The organism is Streptomyces sp. DH41 (assembly GCF_029813785.1).
Taxonomy (GTDB): domain Bacteria; phylum Actinomycetota; class Actinomycetes; order Streptomycetales; family Streptomycetaceae; genus Streptomyces.
On record NZ_JARVKY010000001.1, the window covers coordinates 535,221 to 552,238 of the forward strand.

A 17,018-nucleotide genomic window follows, 5' to 3' on the forward strand; every position below is an offset into this window, starting at 1 on the left:
CCGTACCCGTACCCGGTCCTCCGCCGTTCGTCCTGTTCACACCCCCATTGTCTCCGGCGCTTGCACTTTGGCAACACCGTTGCGAAAGTAGGGCGTATGACTGCTACTCCCCCCGGCAACGCCCCTGGTAACGCCCCGGGCGGCCCGCTGCGCGTCGGCCTCGTCGGCTACGGCCTCGCGGGCTCCGTCTTCCACGCCCCGCTGATCGCCGCCACCGAGGGCCTGACCCTGGACACGGTGGTCACCTCGAACCCGGAGCGGCAGCAGCAGGCCCGCGCCGAGTTCCCGGACGTCCGGACCGTCGCCGGCCCGGACGAGCTCTTCGACCGGGCCGCCGAGCTGGACCTGATCGTCATCGCGTCCCCGAACAAGACGCACGTACCGCTCGCGACGAGGGCCCTGCGGGCCGGTCTGCCGGTCGTGGTGGACAAGCCGGTCGCGGGCACGGCGGCCGAGGCGCGGGAGCTGGCGGCACTGGCGGAGGAGCGCGGCCTGCTGCTCTCCGTCTTCCAGAACCGCCGCTGGGACAACGACTTCCTCACTCTCCGCAAGCTGCTCGCCGAGGGCGCGCTGGGCGACGTATGGCGCTTCGAGTCGCGCTTCGAGCGCTGGCGGCCGAAGCCGAAGGGCGGCTGGCGCGAGTCCGGCGACCCGGCAGAGATCGGAGGTCTCCTCTACGACCTCGGGAGCCACGTCGTCGACCAGGCGCTCGTCCTCTTCGGCCCGGCCACGCGGGTGTACGCCGAGTCGGTCGTCCGGCGCGCGGGCGCGGAGGCGGACGACGACACGTTCATCGCGATCACGCACGCGAACGGCGTCCGCTCCCACCTCTACGTCTCCTCCACCGCCGCCCAGCTCGGCCCCCGTTTCCGGGTCCTGGGCTCGAAGGCCGGGTACGTCAAGCACGGCCTGGACCCGCAGGAGGCGGCGCTGCGCGAGGGCAAGCGGCCCGGCCCCGGCTGGGGCGAGGAGGACGAGTCGCTGTGGGGCCGCGTGGGTTCCGGGGAGTCCCCGCTGACCGGCGGCGGACACGTGGAGGCGACCGTGGCGGGCGACTACCCCGCCTACTACGCGGCGGTGGCGAAGGCCCTGCTGGAGGGCGGCCCGAACCCGGTCGGCGCCCGGGAGGCGGCCGACGCCCTGGACGTACTGGAGGCGGCCCGCCGGTCCGCCCACGACGGAATGGTGGTCACCCTGTGAGCCCCTCTCCCGACTCCCCCGGCACAGCCGTCCCGACCGTGGAGGAACTGGAGGCGCAGGAACGCCGCCTGGTCTTCCGCCGGTTCACGAACGACGACGCGTGGGCGCTCGGCTCCCTCCTGGTCGAGCTGGCCCGGGAGCGCCGGGCGCCGGTCGCCATCGACATCCACCGCGCCGGCCAGCAGCTCTTCCACGCGGCCCTGCCCGGCTCGACCCCGGACAACGACGCCTGGATCGCCCGCAAACGCCGGGTCGTGGAGCGGTACGGCTCCGCGTCGTACCTGGTGGGCTCCCGTTTCCGGGCGAAGGGCACGACGTTCGAGGAGTCCTCGCGGCTCGACGCCGACATGTACGCGGCGCACGGCGGTTCGTTCCCGGTCACCGTCGCGGACGTCGGTGTGATCGGCTCGGTGACGGTGTCCGGGCTGCCGCAGGTGGAGGACCACCGGCTCGTGGTGGAGGCCCTGGAGCGGTTCCTGGGCGAGTAGCCCGACTGGCCCCGGACGGCGTGATCGGGGAATCACCGGTGGGTACCCGTGGTTGGCAGGCAGGTACGCAGGATGATCACGGCGCCCACCGGAGGGATCACAACCGATGAACGACGCGACGGCTTCTCTGAAGGAATCGGTCGGACGGTACGGCGTCTGGAGCGCGCAGCTGCGCTCCGTGGACCGGGACGGCGCCGACGAGCGGGCCGAGGCCGTCGCCGAGTTGGAGCGGCTCGGTTTCGGCGCCGTGTGGCTGGGCGGCAACACCTCCGCCCAGCACGCCGCCCCGCTGATCGAGGCGACCTCGCGCATCGTGGTCGGCACCAGCATCCAGAGCATCTGGGAGCACGAGGCCTCCGCCACCGCCGCGGCCTTCGCCGAGCTGGAGGTGGCCCACCCCGGCCGCTTCGTGCTCGGCCTCGGCGTGAGCCACGGCCCGATGGTGGGAGGGTACGAGCGCCCGTACTCGACGATGGTCGGCTACCTCGACGACCTCGACAAGGCGGGGATGCGGGCCGACCACCGGGTTCTGGCCGCGCTCGGCCCGAAGATGCTGGAGCTGTCCCGGGACCGGGCGGCGGGCGCGATCCCGTACCTGGTCACCCCGGAGCACACCGCCGAGGCCCGTGAGAGGCTCGGCGAGGGCTCGCTGCTGGCCCCGGAGTTCAAGGTCGTCCTCGACTCCGACCCGGCCCGCGCCCGCGCGACGGCCCGCGCCTACCTCGCCGGGTATCTGGAGCTCCCGAACTACACCAAGAACTTCCTCAACATCGGCTTCACCGACGCCGATGTCGCCGACGGCGGCAGCGACCGCCTGATCGACGCGGTCTTCGCCTGGGGCGACGACGACACGATCCGCACCCGCGTCGACGCCTTCCACGACGCGGGCGCGGACCACGTGGCCCTCCAACTGGTGGAGGACGACATGGCCCCCCTGCCCAGGGACGGCTGGCGCCGCCTCGCTTCACTACTGGCGTGAGCTGAGGCGCCCCCGAAGGGGCGCGGGGCTGTGACATGTGCGGCTCCGCCGCGTGGGCGCGACCAGCCACGACCCACCCGCGGCCAACAACGCACCGCGGTCCCCCGCCCCCCAGCGGAGCGCCTACGCGTCCTTGAGTTCCTGCCGCTGCCGTCCGAGCCCCTCGATCTCCAGCTCCACGACATCCCCGGCCCGCAGGTACGGCTTCGGCTCGGGCTGCCCCATCGCCACCCCCGCCGGCGTCCCGGTGTTGATGACGTCACCGGGGCGCAGCACCATGAACTGACTGACGTACCGCACGACCTCCCCCACGGAGAAGATCTGCTCCGCGGTCGTCCCGTCCTGCTTCAGCTCGCCGTTCACCCACAGCCGCAGCGACAGCCGCTGCGGGTCGGGGACCTCGTCGGCGGTCACCAGCCACGGCCCCAGCGGGTTGAACGTCTCGCAGTTCTTGCCCTTGTCCCAGGTCCCGCCCCGCTCGATCTGGAACTCCCGCTCGGACACGTCGTGCGCGACCGCGTACCCGGCGACGCAGGCGAGGCCTTCCTCGGCCGACTCCAGGTAGCGGGCCGTACGCCCGATCACGACCGCCAGCTCCACCTCCCAGTCGGTCTTGGCGGAGCCGCGCGGTACGAGCACCGTGTCGTCCGGCCCGACGACCGTGTCCGGCGCCTTGAAGAAGACGACGGGCTCGGCGGGCGGCTCGGCCCCGGTCTCCCGGGCGTGGTCGTGGTAGTTCAGCCCGATGCACACGATCTTGCCGATGCGCCCCACGGGCGGTCCGACGCGCAGCCCGGTGCCGTCCAGGGCGGGCAGTTCAGCGGCCTCGGCGGCGGCCCGTATCCGGCCGAGCGCGGTCTCGTCGGCGAGCAGCGCCCCGTCGATGTCCGGCACGACGCTCGACAGGTCTCGCAGGGTCCCGTCGGCGTCGAGCAGTGCGGGTCGCTCCGACCCCGCCGTACCGACTCGCAACAGCTTCATGATCCCCAACTCCTCGGTCTCGGGCAGCCCGCCCGATGAGGTGCGACCTGGATGCGGCAGTGCGCAGCCATCGGAGGACTGGTCGATCGTCCAAGGTCGGGGTCCACTCCGCAATACCCCGTTCACGTACTGGACCGTAGCCAGGGGCTCGTCCCTCCCTGCTGCAGCCGGCGATACCCGCACGTTGTGACCGGCTCGCGCACCTGAGCCGGTCGCCTTCGGCAGAGCCTCTGGCCTGCGGGGACCTCACCTCCGTCACCTCTCGGCAGTACGGTGTCACCCATGCGCCCCGACACGCCTGCCGAAAACGTCGACCACGCCGCCGAGGCGGCACGCCTGGAGCGGACCGCCGGCCTCTACCCCGAGGACGCCGAGGCCCTGCTCCTGCGCGCCGCGGCCCACCTGGAACTGTCCGGCGACCGCCCTGCCGCGACGAAGCTCTACGACCGCCTGCTGTCGCCCTCCGAGACCGGCCCCTCCGGTCTGGAGAACCCGTCCCTGGTCCGTGCCCTCAAGGCCTCGAACCTGTGGGAGTACGACCACGAGGCGGAGGCCAGGGCGATCATCGACGGCGTCCGTGCGGCGGCGCCGCGCGACCCGGCCCCGTGGGTGATCGTGGCGGAGGCCCTGGAGGCCCACGACGAGCTGGAGGCGGCGCACGAGTCGTTCACGGAGGGCGCCCGCCTGCTCCTGACGGACGTGGCGGAACCCCCGTACTCGACGCATCCCCTCCTCTACGGCCGTCACCGTGTCCGCAGGATGCTGGGCCTGCCCCACGACGACTGGGACGCCCTCGCCGACACCCTGCACTCCATGCCGGTCACCCTGGACGAGCTGCACGATCCGAAGCGCGTCTGGTCCCTGGGCTCGGACAATCCGGCGGACCTGGAGGCGGAGATCTCCCGCCTGCGCGCCGAACTGGGCGCCTACCGCGAGGCCCTGTCCCGCCCCTTCCCGGTGGCCATGCTCCACTGGCCGGCCGGCGAACTGACGGAACTCCTCGAGGCGTATCCGCCCCTCGCCGCCGAGTACCCGTCCTACGAGGAGCACCTGGCGACGATAGAGGCGGCCCTGCGGGAGCTGGCGTCGTCCGGCACCCCGAATCTGGGCGTGGTCCGGGGCACGGTCCCGTCGTACGAGGCGTTCGCGGCCTCGGAGAGCGCGTCCCCGGCCGATCCGGCCCTGCTCCCCCAGTACGCGACGACGCTCGCGGCACGGGGGCGCGCGGTGGCGTGGCCGCCGCAGCGGGGCGCGGCCTGCTGGTGCGGCTCGGGCCGGCCGTACGGGGAGTGCCACGGAACCGGGGCGTGACGGGGCGCGTCTTCCCGCTCACCTGACGCGGGTGCCGAACCCGGACGATGCTCGGGGATGACTGTCGTGCGCTTCGGGGGAGCCTGCCGTGTCACAGCCCTGGTTGACCGTCGCCCTGCTTTTCGCCGCCGGCTGGACGGCCTTCGGTATCCGCGTCGTCCATCGCGCCCTTCGCGGCCGGCGAGGCCTGCGTCTCCTCGGCGTCCGGGGCGTCCGCACGGAGGGCGACGTCGCCCGCGGCCCCCGCCGCGAGGGCGCGGACCTCCACCCGGCCCAGGTCCGCTACCAGGCGGGCCCGCACCACCAGACGTACCGCCGCGCTCCTCTCAACTCCGGCCTCCACACGCTCCGTACCGGTCACACGGTCGTGGTGCGCTACGACCCGGCGGACCCGCGCCGCGTGGTCGTGGTCCGGACGCGGACGACGTTCACTCCGATGACGAACCTGGTGTGGGGGGTGCTGTTGTGTCTGTTCGGGGTGGGGCTGGGGGTTTGGGCGGTCGTCTGAGGCGGCCCGCCGAGAACTCCTCGGCGCGCGTCCTAGCCCTGCGTCGGGTTGCCGTGCAGTTTGCGCCGTTCCCGGCGGTTGGGGTGGCGGATGACCACTCCCGCGAGGCCTCCGGATCCGGTGAGCCGGATCAACGGGGTTCCCGGGAGCCGGTCGGGAGTGGTCTTGTCCCTCAGGCCGCCGAGTGCGGGATCCATGCCGCTGGTGTCCGCGGCCCAGCCGTCGGGGATGATGATCGTGACACCGGATGTCTCTCCGTACGCCTCCACCGCGACCTCCGGGAGGCGGCACTCGACCCGGGTGAAGTCGATGCTCACCCCTCCCACGCCCCCGTGAGCGATCACGTGCCCGGGAACCTCCCAGCGCCCGGGGCCTCGAGACGCGCCGTACATGCCGCCTTTGAGTACCAGCGGCGGCCGGCTCTCGGAGGAACGCGGCCTCGGCAGGTCGGCGGTCAGGACGGCCAGCTCCGCGTGGGTCTTCGACGTCAGCGCCTGCTCCAGGCGCGAGTCCAGCTCGTCGAAATCGATGCGCCCCTCGGCTGCCGCGTCGCGCAGCTGCTCCACCACTGCTTCCCGGTCGTCGTGAGAGGCGCGAAGTTCTCCTGATGAGGCAGGGCGCGGAGACGACTCCGGAGGCTGGGTGGTCATGGCCGCAAGGATAAGCCGCCGGTGAGTCGAGCGGACTGCGAGGGCTGGGACCGCACATCCCAAAAGCGCTGCTCGGAACAGCAGTTGGCGAGCTCTCCGCCGATGCCGCGCCAGCCGTCCGCATTCCACCCGCCGCTGCCGTCGGGCGAGAGCTGCCGCCCGCATCGATTCCCCGGTCCCCAGCGCGGGCGTGGAGACCGAGCCGGACCTGGCGACGCCGGAGGCGGCCCTGCGGGAGCCGACGCCATCCGGCACCTCGAACCGGGGTGGTCCGTGGGACTGCCCCGTCGTAGGAGGCCTTCGCGGCCTCGGAGAGCACGTCCCCGTCCGCCCCGGCCCTCCTCGCCCAGTGTGCGACGACGCTCGCGGCGCGGGGACCCGCGGTGCCACGGCCCGGAAAGACCCGCCGCGACGGACCGATGAGTTTCCGCGCCGACGGCCGTCTACAAATGCGACGGTCTTACGGAGAACGCAAGGCGTCGAGCCAAGTCAACCGACTCAAGGAGACAGGACGACATGAGCACCGAGCAGACCACCGAGGCGGCGAACGGCTTCTCCTACACCCTGACCCGCACCCTGGACGCCTCCGCGGCCCGGGTCTGGCAGGCCTGGACCACCCCCGACGAGTACGCCCAGTGGGCCCACGCCGCCCCCGGATCCGTCGAACTGGACGTACGCCCGGGCGGCGCCTGGAAGGCCACCATGCTCACCCCCGACGGCGCCGCGTTCCCCCTGACCGGCACCTACCAGCAGGTCACCGAGAACCGCCACCTGACCCTGGGCATGGACATCCCCGGCCGCCCCGACCCCACGACGATGACCATGGAACTCACCGAAGAAGGCCCTCGCAACACCGTGATCACCCTCCGCCAGACCTGCGACACGGCGGAGGAACGCGACATGGCGGAACAGGGCAGCGGCATGCTCCTGGACGGCCTGACGGCGTTCCTGGCGGACGGAGCGAAGGCCTGAGCCCTCGCGACGGGACCGGGCCCGTGGTCATGAAGAGCGTGAACTCTGCCGCCAGATCGTTCACGCCCTGCTCAGATGAGCGCGATTGCGGGAGAGCCCGCGAGCGGATCACCCGTCATCCCCTCTCGCCGAACCCATCGGCGGCGAGGAGGACCTCCGCACGACCGGCGGCGCCCGTGGACTGGGTGCGGACGTTCGCGTACGAGTGATGCGTCCGCGTGACGCACGGCGCCGTCGCGTCGTCAGGCCTGCGGGTACAGATCCCTGACCTCTTCGACGAAGAGCTGGAACAGCATCTGCGTCGCCTCGGACTTTCCCACGCTCAGGCTGAAGGGCCCCTTCTTTTCCTGCTTCACGCCGATGTACCCGGCGAGCCCCCCTTCACCGCCGGCTGACGTCGGGAGCTCTTTGCCCTGCTTCTTGAAATATCCGCGCATGTCGCCGACAGCGCCGCTGTCCCCGCGCGCGGCCGCGTGAGCCGGGCTGAACAGGTGCGTGTGGGCGCCTTCCTTGAGCGTGAACTCAAGCGTCGTCTTCGGTTTCAAGCTCTTCTTCTTGTAGTAGATGTCGGCCTGCTCCCAGTCGCCGACGTGATTCTTCACGGGCATGGTGCCGACGGTCGCGTCGTCCTTCCCCGTCTCGGCGTGGTACTCCTTCGACACGTCCGGGTCCGGCGACCCGTCCGATTTCTTACGGTCTCGCTGCTGCTCCACCCACTTCTCCGTCGCTTCTCTCTTGCCACGCCAGGCGAGAATCGCGTCGGCTTCGTCTCTGTCCATGGTCCGGTAGAGCTTCAGCCGCCCGGTCTCCTCCGTCTTGGCTAGTTCCTCCAGGAGTTCGGGACCTATTTTCACCAGGATTTCATCGAGGCTTCTCTCAGCTCCGGTGGACGGGTTGTCTCCCTTCATCGCGGTGGGTCCCACTCCGGCTTTCTGTGCTTTCTCTCGCCAGTGACTGGCGCCCAGGACGGCCTGTGTCTCCTGGTCGCGCTGGGGCGCCGCTGCCTCCAGCTCCGCCTTCTCGGCCGCTTCACGCTCCCTCTTCTGCTTCTGCGTGAGCTTCTTCGCGCGTTGCAGCACCAGGGTCGACGCCGCGTTGCCGGCGCTGCGTTGCAGGGTCAGCAACTGCTGCGGGGCCATCGCCTCGTGGTCGAGGTCGCCGGAGGACGGGACGTGCGCGGCGTGCGGCACGTGCGGCGAGCGAGGTGTCGGGCGCTGAACCGGAACCTGACGTCCGCGAAGCTCGGGCTTCCTGCCGATGTCTTGGGCGGGCATGGAGCGGCACCTTTCGCCTACGGTCACGATGGTCCTGCGTTACGGATATCCACCGCTCGGTGCGGCGGACAAGGGACGACAGGGCAGTCCCCGCTGCCCTTTCGCGCCGCAGACGCGCCTTTGACGCATGACACGGCCCAACGCGCCCGAACCGCTCGCACGATCTTCCCCATGAACACCGACCGCCGCCCAGCTCCCGGACACGGGGGCGTAAGCGTAGGTACACGGCCACCCGCGCTCCGGATCCACAGATCCGCTGCCCCTCGGCCTCCTACGCCCACGCAGACGCAGGCACCGACACGGCCACCGGATCCAGGACCACGTCCCCGGCCGCCCTGACCCCACGACGATGACCATGGAACTCACCGAGGAGGGCCCCCGCAACACCATGATCACCCTCCGCCAGACCTGCGACACGGCGGAGGAACGCGACATGGCGGAACAGGGCAGCGGCATGCTCCTGGACGGCCTGACGGCGTTCCTGGCGGACGGAGCGAAGGCCTGAGCCCTCGCGACGGGACCGGGCCATCGTGGGCCGGAGCCTTCCGCCGGGGGTGCAGTGCTGGAAGGCGTGAACGTTCCGACCGAACTGTTCACGCGCCGCTCAGATGAGCGCGAGAACAGGCCTGAAAAGCAGCCAGCTCCTCCGGGGCGGGCAGCCGTCCCGCATGGCGCACAGGAAAACGCGACTACGGCTACACGCCGATCCGTCCGGCTCCATCCCCGGCGGCTCGCTCAGGGTCTGCGACACCACCTCCGACGGCTTCGGCGTCGAAGCGGAGGTGCTGAACTCGAACTACGACACCGTCGCACGACATCGGCAGCGGGCGTCAACGCCCGGTACAGCGTCTCGTGGAAGAGCGGCAACCTGACCGAGAGGGAAGTGTCTCTACAGGGTCCTGCCCCGGGTTCCGCACCGTGACTCGCCCCCGGCGGGACGGTGGGTCCCAGTGAGTCGTCACGGCTGGCCCCCTTGTCGCGCAAGCGTCGTCCGTGGCGACTGGTCGCCGGCCGGTCCGTTTCCCCGCGGTCGACTCGAGCCGGCAGGATGCGGTGCTCACCGACCGATACGACACAGTCCTGAGGCGCGACAGTATTGGACAACGTGAGGCCCTCCTCTCCTACCGTCTCGGCACGCATGTCCCGCCAAGCGAGCAAGGACACGGGTGCCGAGCTCGCCGTTCGGCGTCTTCTGCACGCGGCAGGACTGCGCTACCGCGTGGAGTACCCGGTACCGGGCATGGCGCGGCGGCGCATCGACGTGGCGTTCACGCGCGCCAAGGTGGCCGTTCTGATCGACGGATGTTTCTGGCACGGGTGCCCCCGGCACGCGACGCACCCGAAGTCCAACGCCGAGTGGTGGCGCAACAAGCTGGACCGGAACATGGCCCGCGACCGGGAGACGACGGAGCATCTGACCGCTCTGGGGTGGACGGTGCTGCGCTTCTGGGAGCATGAGGATCCGGCAGAGGTGGCCACTCGAGTGAGAGCGGCTGTGGTGCGGCGCCTGGGGGAACGGGCGGGAAAGAGGGAGACGTGGGGGGACTGACCTTCGTGGACGTGTGCTCGGGGGCGGGCGGGCTCACCCTCGGCTTGGAGCAGGCAGGGTTCGAACCGCGGCTGCTCCTGGACGACGACGATGACGCCGTCGCGACCTTGCGGGCCAATCGGCCGCGCTGGAACGTGCTCAGCACCGACCTGCTCGACTTCGACCCGGCCGAGCACCCCGAGAGCTACGACGTGGATCTTCTCTCGGCGGGCTTGCCGCGGGTGAAGTCGAGCGCGACCGCCCGACGGACCGAATCCGGACTGGAGGAGCGCCTGTTGGAGGCCACGGTCTACCTGGCCCACGCCATCAGGCCGCGCGCCGTGATCATCGAGAACGTCCCCGATCTCGCCCACTCGGACAGGTACCAGCGCTTCCGCGACTTCGCACGCGCCGAACTGGCTCACCTGGGGTACGAGTTCAGCTGGTTCGTCGTGAACGCCGTCGACTTCGGGGTGCCGCAGAACCGCAAGCAGGGCGTGCTGGTGGCGGTCGAGCGGCGCTGGGCCGGGGCTTTCCGGCCGCCGACACCCACGGTGTCGGAACCGCGGACGGTCGGTGCCGTCCTGGCGCGGTCCATGGCGGCACGCGGTTGGCCGGGTGCCGCCCGGTGGGCCGCCCAGGCCGACCAGCCGGCTCCGACGTTGGTCGGAGGCTCGAAGAACCGCGGTGGCGCCGACCTCGGGCCGACCGGAGCAAAACGGAAGTGGGCGACGATGGGCGTCAACGCCCACACGGTGGGCAACGAGGTTCCCGGCCCCGACTTCGTGTGGGACCCCGAACTCGGCAGGGACAACATGGTGAAAATCACAGTGGAGCAGGCGGCGCTCCTCCAGGGGTTCCCCGGGTCGTGGGAGGTCACGGGCCTGAAGACCGCCCGGTACCGCCAGATCGGGCACGCGACGCCACCGCCCGTCGGCCGGGCGCTGGGTCGGGCCGTTGCCGATGCTCTGCGCGGGGAGCCAGATACCCCCGCTGCCGGCTAGACTTCCGCCACATGACCAGCACGCCGCCCCACCAGTCCATCCTCGACAAGCCCTTTGTCCTGGACCTCTTCGCAGGGCCCGGTGGGCTGGACGTCGCTGGTCACCGGCTGGGTGTCCCGAGTCTCGGGATCGAGTGGGACAAGAGCGCGTGCCTGACCCGTTACGCGGCCGGCCTGGACACCCTCCACGCCGACGTGAGCGCGGTCCGCAGGGAGTCTTTCGAGTCGCTCCCACCGGAGATCAACGTGCTCGCCGGCGGGCCTCCGTGCCAGACGTACTCGGTGGCCGGCAAGGGCGCAGGGCGGAAGGCTCTGGAGGAGGTCAAGGAGTTCATCGCGCGGCTCATGGCGGGCGTGCCCGACAAGAAGATCGACGAGGACCTGGAGAACCTCAGCGATCCGCGTACCGCCTTGGTGCTCGAACCCCTCCGGTACGCGATCCAGGCGACCCGGAGTCCGAACCGGGGGCATCGACCGTACGACGTCATCGTCCTGGAACAGGTCCCGGCGGTGCGGGCGCTCTGGGACCGTTACGCAGAGGTGCTGCAGGAGATCGGTCTCCCCGACGGCACCAAGTACAAGGTCGTCGTCGACGTGCTGGCCACCGAGACCTACGGCGTGCCGCAGACCAGGTCCCGCGCCGTGCTGATCGCCCGTCGTGAAGGACTCGGCGCTCCCTCGCTGCCCGAGGCCACCCACCGCGCCTACGAGGCAAGGGGGTGGAATCGCAGGAACGGCGACGTCGCGGCCCCGACGATTCAGCCGACCCTCTACGACGCGGAGGTCCCCGAACCGGTAGAGGGCCCCACGGAGGACGACGGTCTGGAGCACTGGACTTCGATGGGCGACGCCCTCGCCGATCCGGTCGGCACGCACCCGGGGCGCAGGACGCCCTTCCTGGTCCGGTCGAACTACGGTAGCTCCGGGATTTCGGGACGCCGCGGAGTGCGGACCGACGTGCAGCCCGCCACCACCGTCACCGGACGTATCTCGCGTTTCGTGGTCTTCGAACCCGTCGGCGACCACCACCCCCACGTCGTGTGTGAGGGTCCGAGGTTCAGCATGAACGAGGCGGGGATGCTGCAGAGTTTCCCTCCGGACTACCCGTGGTCAGGGACGGCCCAGGCCCAGCAGGTGGGCAACGCCGTACCGCCACTCTTCGGGGCCCACCTCCTGAGCGCCGCGCTCGGCCTTCCCGCACCGACCCCCGCGACGATGCGGAAACCGTGGGAGCCGGCCACCGAGGAACAGCGGGCCAAGCTGCGGAGCCACGGCTGCGGAACAGCGGACGACTGCACCGCCCGCTGCCCGCGTCCCGAGTAGCTCGACGCCGCTATCAGTCCTCGATCTTCCGTCCCCTGACCGGTGCGGTCTCGAACAGCTCGGTGAAGTAGTCGGTGAGCGCTGTCACGGCCTCCTCCGGAGCGGGATCCTCGTCGGGCCCCTCCGGGAGGACGTGACGCGAGACCGGTGGCGCCGTCTGCGCCTCCTCGATCCAGTCCCGCAGACGGGCGGGGTCCCGGGGCTCGTCCGGTGCGAGAACGTCGTAGATCAAGGTCGCTCCGGCCGCGTTGATGGCGACGCTCAGGCCGTTGATCTCACGCCCCTTGGTGACCTTCCCACTCTTCAGAAGACGGACCAGCGCCTGGGCAGTGGGGCGGTGGTCGATCAAGTCGTTCCGGAGAACGGTGTGGATGAGGTCCTGATTGCCGCAGGCGACCTCGACCGGCCCGTAGTCCGGCCCGTTCCGGAAGAGTTCGGCCGCCCACCACAGGCGGGAGAAACACTGCCGGTCCGCGGGGCCCCGGAAGCGCTCGGCGGCCACGCGTCGAGACGGCTCCGACAGGTGACGCCACGCTACATAGTCAGGGGCGACAGCAAGTGCCAGGTGGTTCCACAGCCGCTTGTCCGCCGCTTCCTGCCTCGTCAGACGCAGCGTGGCGTGGAGCCGGGGCGCGAGCCAGGCGTCGGCCCGGGTGTGCTCCTTGTCGAAGGCGAACATGGCGTCGTCCAGCAGGCTGCGGATCGGCTCGACCCACCACCTGGCGTCGTCCTCGGGAAGAGGCTCGACGACCTTGGCGAGGTCGAGGCCGCTGTGCACCTCTTCGCCCCTGAGCAGTCCCTCGGTGAGGAAGGTGTCGACGGCCGAGCCGGAAAGCAACGCCAGGCGCTCCGGTACGTGGTGGGGTTGGGTGATCACGACTCGCTCTCCCTGTTCGTCCGTTCCAGACCGCGGATGACGTAGCCCACCGCCTTGGCGGCGTCGGCACGTCGTACCGCCGCGTAATGGATGCGTGTCTGCAGCTCGCCCCAACCCGACTCGCCGGTGCGTCGGCGGTGCACCTGGCGCAGGGCCTCCTCGACGTGCACGCCGGGGACGATGTCCGGGAGCATCTCCCGCAGCACCTCGCCCTGCCAGTCGGTCGGGAAGACCGGGCCCCCGCCCGGTTCCACCTCCAGGTCGCCGATGGCACCGTGGAAGATCGCCGTCCACACGTCCGTGGCCATCTGGGCGACGAGGAGGTCGCGCACCTTGCTTTCCACGCCGGATCCGTTGCTGTCCAGCAGTCCGACGATGCCGTCGATATCGGTGTTGACGTACACCGTGGGGACCCGTGCCGTGGTGTCCACGAGCCAGGGGGCGTCGGCGTAGGCGCGCAGCCATTCCCTGGAGCTCTTGCTGAACGACGCCTTCCGGACGTCCAGTCGCAGCCCTCTGACCGGCTCGTCGGAGACGGTGTCGACGACCCAGTTCCGGTCGGTCTCGGTGATCGACCGTCCGCGTACTCCGTCGACCGTCCCGACGGCGTACGCGCTGAGGAAGGCTCGTCCCAGGTGGTCGTCGCGGAGCAGCTCCAGGGAGCCCGACCAGTCGTGGCTGTCCTCCGTGTCCCTCCTGAGGGACGCCGAGGTGCGGACGTTGGTCTCCCCGTCGGTCAGCACGGCGAGGACACGCAGGTCGGACCAGGCCACGTCCGGGGCGTCGGCACCGGGCGGCAGCGTGGCCGAGATGCCGATCGTGGCGCTCACCCAGTCCGCGTGGCCCGCGACACCGAGGGCGACAGCCTGCTCCTGAACCGAGTAGGCGCTGGTGTCCAGTGGATCACGAGTGCCGTCGGACAGCTTGAGGGAGACCGACGTCACCCTGAGCCTGATCGGGCGGCTGAGTCGCTTGTACGGATAGATCTTCACGCGTCAGGCCCCCTTGCCGGCACGCAGTTCGACGACGAGGCGGGTGAGCGTGGTCCTCACCGGATGGCTGGAAGCGTCGGTGGCCCCTCGGAACTTCGCGCGGCGCGTACCGGGCGGGAAGCGCAGGGTCCCGTCTTGCACTTCGCACCCCTCCACGGCGACGAGTTCCGCCCAGTCGAGACGCGGTCGTCCTCCGGAGCGGACGTCCAACTGGGCGATCGGCACCATGGGGACGATCTCGTCACCGCGTGGAATCTTCACCTCGGCCGTGATCAGCCACTCTCCCTGGTCGCCGATCGTCGCCTCGAGCGTGTCCAGCTCCGGCACAACCGGGCCGGAGGGCACCTTGGCCTTGGGTCGGCTCTTGACGGTCAGTGCCTTGCGCAGGGCCTCGCCGCCTTCGCCTCTGCCTCGTTTCGGGCGGGCGACGAGTTCCCTGACCGCGCTGTTGATCTCGGTGGTCAGGTTCTGGATCCGCCGGTACGCGGAAGGGGACCAGCGCAGGGTCAGCTCCTCCGTCTGCCCCCAGCGGTCGTGCTCGGGCGGTTCCGCCGCCCGCAGGAACTCCTCGGCCTCCTTCGCGAAGGGGGCGGACTCGCCGGCGGCCTCGCCGATCAGGAGGACGGCCTGGAAGGGGTTGGTGCCGATCGGCAGGTTGGAGACCGGCGCCTTCCGGACCGTCATGCGGTTGCCGCGCAGCGAGTGCACCCGGTTCTTGGGAGTGTCCTTGTCTCCGGCGGCCTCGGTGACCAACAGGACCGCCTGGTGCGTACCGAGCGTTCCGCGGGCGCCTCCGGCCAGCGGCATCTTCAGCGGAACGTTTCTGGACGCCACCTGACCGGCCTCGGTGAGCCGTTCCACCGTGGTGCCCTCGTAGTGGGCCCGCAGAGCGCGAGTACGGGAAGGCTGCTCGACGGACGGGTCCACCTTCTTCTCCGGTACGACCACCTCGCCGTTGCGCAGAGCGCGGACGGAGACCTCGAGGAGGGGGAGTCGGCCGCCTCCACCGATCATGGCGGCCCAGAAGTCGCGGCCGAGCGCCTCGACCAGGCGGGCGTGCATCCTGCTGATGTCGCGGGCGTCCTCGGGGCCCTCCTCGGCGCGGGGCTTCATGTCCTGGTCGTAGGAGTCTTCTTCTTCGAGGCTTGCCACGTCGTGCGCGCCCACGATGAGGAAGGACGTACCGGGCTCGTCACTCTCCCGGCTCAGATGGAGCCGGGCCACGGTCTCCTCTTCCGCCCACCAGGAACGAGTGACTTCGCCGCGCGGCGAATTCGGGTCGGGACGCCCCAACCAAGCAGGCCCCGCGCAGGTCATCCCGTCGACCTCCCGCCAGGGCAGTTCGAGACGGCCGATCATCCGTCGCTCGGTACGCCCCTCGTGCGGCACGGACAGAGTGGAGTTGATGAGCACGAGGCCGAGGGCGCTGGTGGCCCACAGAGTCGCCTTGCCCAGGCCGTACGAACCACCGGCGGCGGTACCGGACTTCAGGCTCTCGAGCTGGCGCCGGACGACGGCGGCGAACTTGCCGTCCTCATAATCGTCACCGGTGAGCCCGGAGGCGTTGTAGTCATCGACCCGCAGAAGGATCAGGCGACCCTTCTCGTACATGTCGCGCACACCGGCGTCGACGACCCTGCCGACCTTCTGAGTACCGGCGAGTTCCGAGACGGCGGAATAGTGCGGGAAGAGTTCGTTCCAGAGGATCGCCTCACGGAAGGCTTCCAGGTGCTCACCGGTCAACTCGTGCAGGGTGTAGCGGACTCGGACGGGGCGGCCGTTCTCCGTCAGCCGCTCGTCGAGGCTGTTCTGGCACGTCTCGCGTGCGAGGACCTGGACGTCGGCGTCGAAGGCGAAGGCCGCGGCGTTGCCCAGGTCACGGCCGCCGTCAGGGTAACCGGGGCGGTGATACCAGGTGACCGGGAGGCCGGCCTGGGTGTCGGTGGTGCGGGTGTGCACCGTGCCGACGTCCGTGCCGAGCGCGTTGGCGATGTCCGTCATGACGGTCGGGCGTGGGGTCGACCGCCCGGCGATCCACGCGGAGACCGCGGCTCGGGTAAGCCCGAGCTCCTTGGCCAGTTCTGCCTGTGTCTTCCCCGCGAGCTTGAGCTGCCGGGCCAGCCACGGCCCGAACTCCTCACCTGTCTCCACGTGTCACCTGTTCTTCCTCGGGTCGTACAAGGGAGGCTAGGTTGACGAACGCGATCATGTCAACCAATAGTTAACCGCTCAGGGGTCACGACTGACTCAACCAGGCTGCCTGATTCATTGCCATTAGCTGCCTCTGTCCGCATTTGCCCGCTCCACACAAACGGAGGTCTCCAACTCCTTTCGTGCGAACGGACATTGGGGCTTGCCGCCATCTCAAAACCTCGCTAGATTCGACACGTTGGAAAAGCCAACTCGCTCGTGAACCGCTTTGCCGGGGAACGGGCGGCATAGGAGGTGGTGTCTCCTCACGCACTCGATGGAGAGACTCGACGAGCGCATGAGGAAACGTTTTTGAAAATCTCTGGCGACCGGGGGGATCCAGTCGCTAACGTGATCGGCGGGAGTGAATCCCGCAGCAAGAAGTGTTCGCTTCATGGGGCGTTACCCGATTGCACCCCTGCGCGAATTCCAGAGAATCGATCGACAGGGGTGGGGGCCCAATGAACGAGGACGACTGTTTTCCGTTGCTGCTCTCTCAGCGGGAGCGCAGCACAAACGAGCTGGGTGTTCAGCGGGTGGTGAGCGAAGTCGAAGTCGCGGACTTCCCGAGCCGTCATGACCCGTCCGAGGACGATGATGCCCTCGCGGGCTCTCCTGACTTTCCCAACACGATACCGGTACTGCCGGACGAGAGCCCTCCTGCTGCCTGACCTCGCGCACTCCACCTGTGCGACCTGCGCACTCGCCCATCGGACAGACGCTCCGACCATCGGTGCGCGAT

The 17,018-nt window shown here is 70.1% G+C and carries 16 protein-coding genes and 1 pseudogene; 11 read left to right on the forward strand and 6 right to left on the reverse strand.

What is annotated here, in order from left to right; all coding sequences use genetic code 11:
- Positions 1-96: 96 nt before the first annotated feature.
- From QC283_RS02355 to QC283_RS02365, 3 genes are all read left to right on the forward strand, one after another.
- Positions 97-1,200: a Gfo/Idh/MocA family oxidoreductase gene (locus QC283_RS02355; protein ID WP_279559604.1), complete on the forward strand. Its 1,104-nt coding sequence runs from the start codon at positions 97-99 to the stop codon at positions 1,198-1,200.
- Positions 1,197-1,688, forward strand: coding sequence for a heme-degrading domain-containing protein (locus tag QC283_RS02360; protein ID WP_279559605.1), 492 nt, complete (start codon positions 1,197-1,199; stop codon positions 1,686-1,688). The genes QC283_RS02355 and QC283_RS02360 overlap by 4 nt, the downstream gene beginning before the upstream one ends.
- A gap of 106 nt (positions 1,689-1,794) precedes the next feature.
- Positions 1,795-2,667, forward strand: coding sequence for an LLM class F420-dependent oxidoreductase (locus QC283_RS02365; RefSeq protein ID WP_279559606.1), 873 nt, complete (start codon positions 1,795-1,797; stop codon positions 2,665-2,667).
- Between the two features lie 123 nt (positions 2,668-2,790).
- On the opposite strand, the gene QC283_RS02370 is transcribed toward QC283_RS02365, so the two are convergent.
- On the reverse strand, positions 2,791-3,648 hold the full coding sequence (locus QC283_RS02370; RefSeq protein ID WP_279559607.1) for a fumarylacetoacetate hydrolase family protein: 858 nt from the start codon (positions 3,646-3,648) through the stop codon (positions 2,791-2,793).
- A gap of 282 nt (positions 3,649-3,930) precedes the next feature.
- Between QC283_RS02370 and QC283_RS02375 the strand changes: the two genes are divergently transcribed.
- Positions 3,931-4,959: an SEC-C domain-containing protein gene (locus QC283_RS02375; protein WP_279559608.1), complete on the forward strand. Its 1,029-nt coding sequence runs from the start codon at positions 3,931-3,933 to the stop codon at positions 4,957-4,959.
- An 88-nt stretch (positions 4,960-5,047) separates the two neighbouring features.
- Positions 5,048-5,467: a DUF3592 domain-containing protein gene (locus QC283_RS02380; protein WP_279559609.1), complete on the forward strand. Its 420-nt coding sequence runs from the start codon at positions 5,048-5,050 to the stop codon at positions 5,465-5,467.
- 32 nt (positions 5,468-5,499) lie between these two features.
- On the opposite strand, the gene QC283_RS02385 is transcribed toward QC283_RS02380, so the two are convergent.
- Positions 5,500-6,117 carry a DUF1707 SHOCT-like domain-containing protein gene (locus QC283_RS02385; protein WP_279559610.1) on the reverse strand — a complete coding sequence of 206 codons (618 nt, stop codon included), beginning with the start codon at positions 6,115-6,117 and terminating at the stop codon, positions 5,500-5,502.
- Between the two features lie 516 nt (positions 6,118-6,633).
- Between QC283_RS02385 and QC283_RS02390 the strand changes: the two genes are divergently transcribed.
- Positions 6,634-7,089 (forward strand): SRPBCC family protein, encoded by a 456-nt coding sequence (locus QC283_RS02390; RefSeq protein ID WP_279559611.1) that lies wholly within the window; start codon positions 6,634-6,636, stop codon positions 7,087-7,089.
- Positions 7,090-7,331: 242 nt separating this feature from the next.
- On the opposite strand, the gene QC283_RS02395 is transcribed toward QC283_RS02390, so the two are convergent.
- The gene (locus tag QC283_RS02395) at positions 7,332-8,363 is read right to left on the reverse strand and encodes a hypothetical protein (RefSeq protein WP_279559612.1); all 1,032 of its coding nucleotides are present in this window, start codon (positions 8,361-8,363) and stop codon (positions 7,332-7,334) included.
- Positions 8,364-8,685: 322 nt separating this feature from the next.
- Between QC283_RS02395 and QC283_RS02400 the strand changes: the two are divergent.
- The 4 genes and pseudogenes from QC283_RS02400 to QC283_RS02415 form a co-directional block, all read left to right on the forward strand.
- Positions 8,686-8,868 (forward strand): annotated as a pseudogene (locus tag QC283_RS02400) (SRPBCC family protein); the annotation flags it as partial.
- A 633-nt stretch (positions 8,869-9,501) separates the two neighbouring features.
- Complete coding sequence (locus QC283_RS02405; RefSeq protein WP_279559613.1) at positions 9,502-9,912, forward strand: very short patch repair endonuclease; 411 nt, start codon at positions 9,502-9,504, stop codon at positions 9,910-9,912.
- Positions 9,900-10,895, forward strand: coding sequence for a DNA cytosine methyltransferase (locus tag QC283_RS02410; protein ID WP_279559614.1), 996 nt, complete (start codon positions 9,900-9,902; stop codon positions 10,893-10,895). The genes QC283_RS02405 and QC283_RS02410 overlap by 13 nt, the downstream gene beginning before the upstream one ends.
- A gap of 11 nt (positions 10,896-10,906) precedes the next feature.
- Entirely contained in the window at positions 10,907-12,217 is a 1,311-nt protein-coding gene (locus tag QC283_RS02415) for a DNA cytosine methyltransferase (RefSeq protein WP_279559615.1), read from the forward strand.
- A 13-nt stretch (positions 12,218-12,230) separates the two neighbouring features.
- On the opposite strand, the gene QC283_RS02420 is transcribed toward QC283_RS02415, so the two are convergent.
- From QC283_RS02420 to QC283_RS02430, 3 genes are read right to left on the reverse strand one after another with little or no spacing between them, the layout of a single operon-like run.
- Entirely contained in the window at positions 12,231-13,094 is an 864-nt protein-coding gene (locus tag QC283_RS02420) for a DUF6339 family protein (protein WP_279559616.1), read from the reverse strand.
- On the reverse strand, positions 13,091-14,086 hold the full coding sequence (locus QC283_RS02425; RefSeq protein ID WP_279559617.1) for a hypothetical protein: 996 nt from the start codon (positions 14,084-14,086) through the stop codon (positions 13,091-13,093). The genes QC283_RS02420 and QC283_RS02425 overlap by 4 nt, the downstream gene beginning before the upstream one ends.
- A gap of 3 nt (positions 14,087-14,089) precedes the next feature.
- Complete coding sequence (locus QC283_RS02430; RefSeq protein WP_279559618.1) at positions 14,090-16,237, reverse strand: helix-turn-helix domain-containing protein; 2,148 nt, start codon at positions 16,235-16,237, stop codon at positions 14,090-14,092.
- Positions 16,238-16,737: 500 nt separating this feature from the next.
- Between QC283_RS02430 and QC283_RS02435 the strand changes: the two genes are divergently transcribed.
- Entirely contained in the window at positions 16,738-16,947 is a 210-nt protein-coding gene (locus tag QC283_RS02435; protein ID WP_279559619.1) for a hypothetical protein, read from the forward strand.
- The last annotated feature ends 71 nt before the right edge of the window (positions 16,948-17,018 follow it).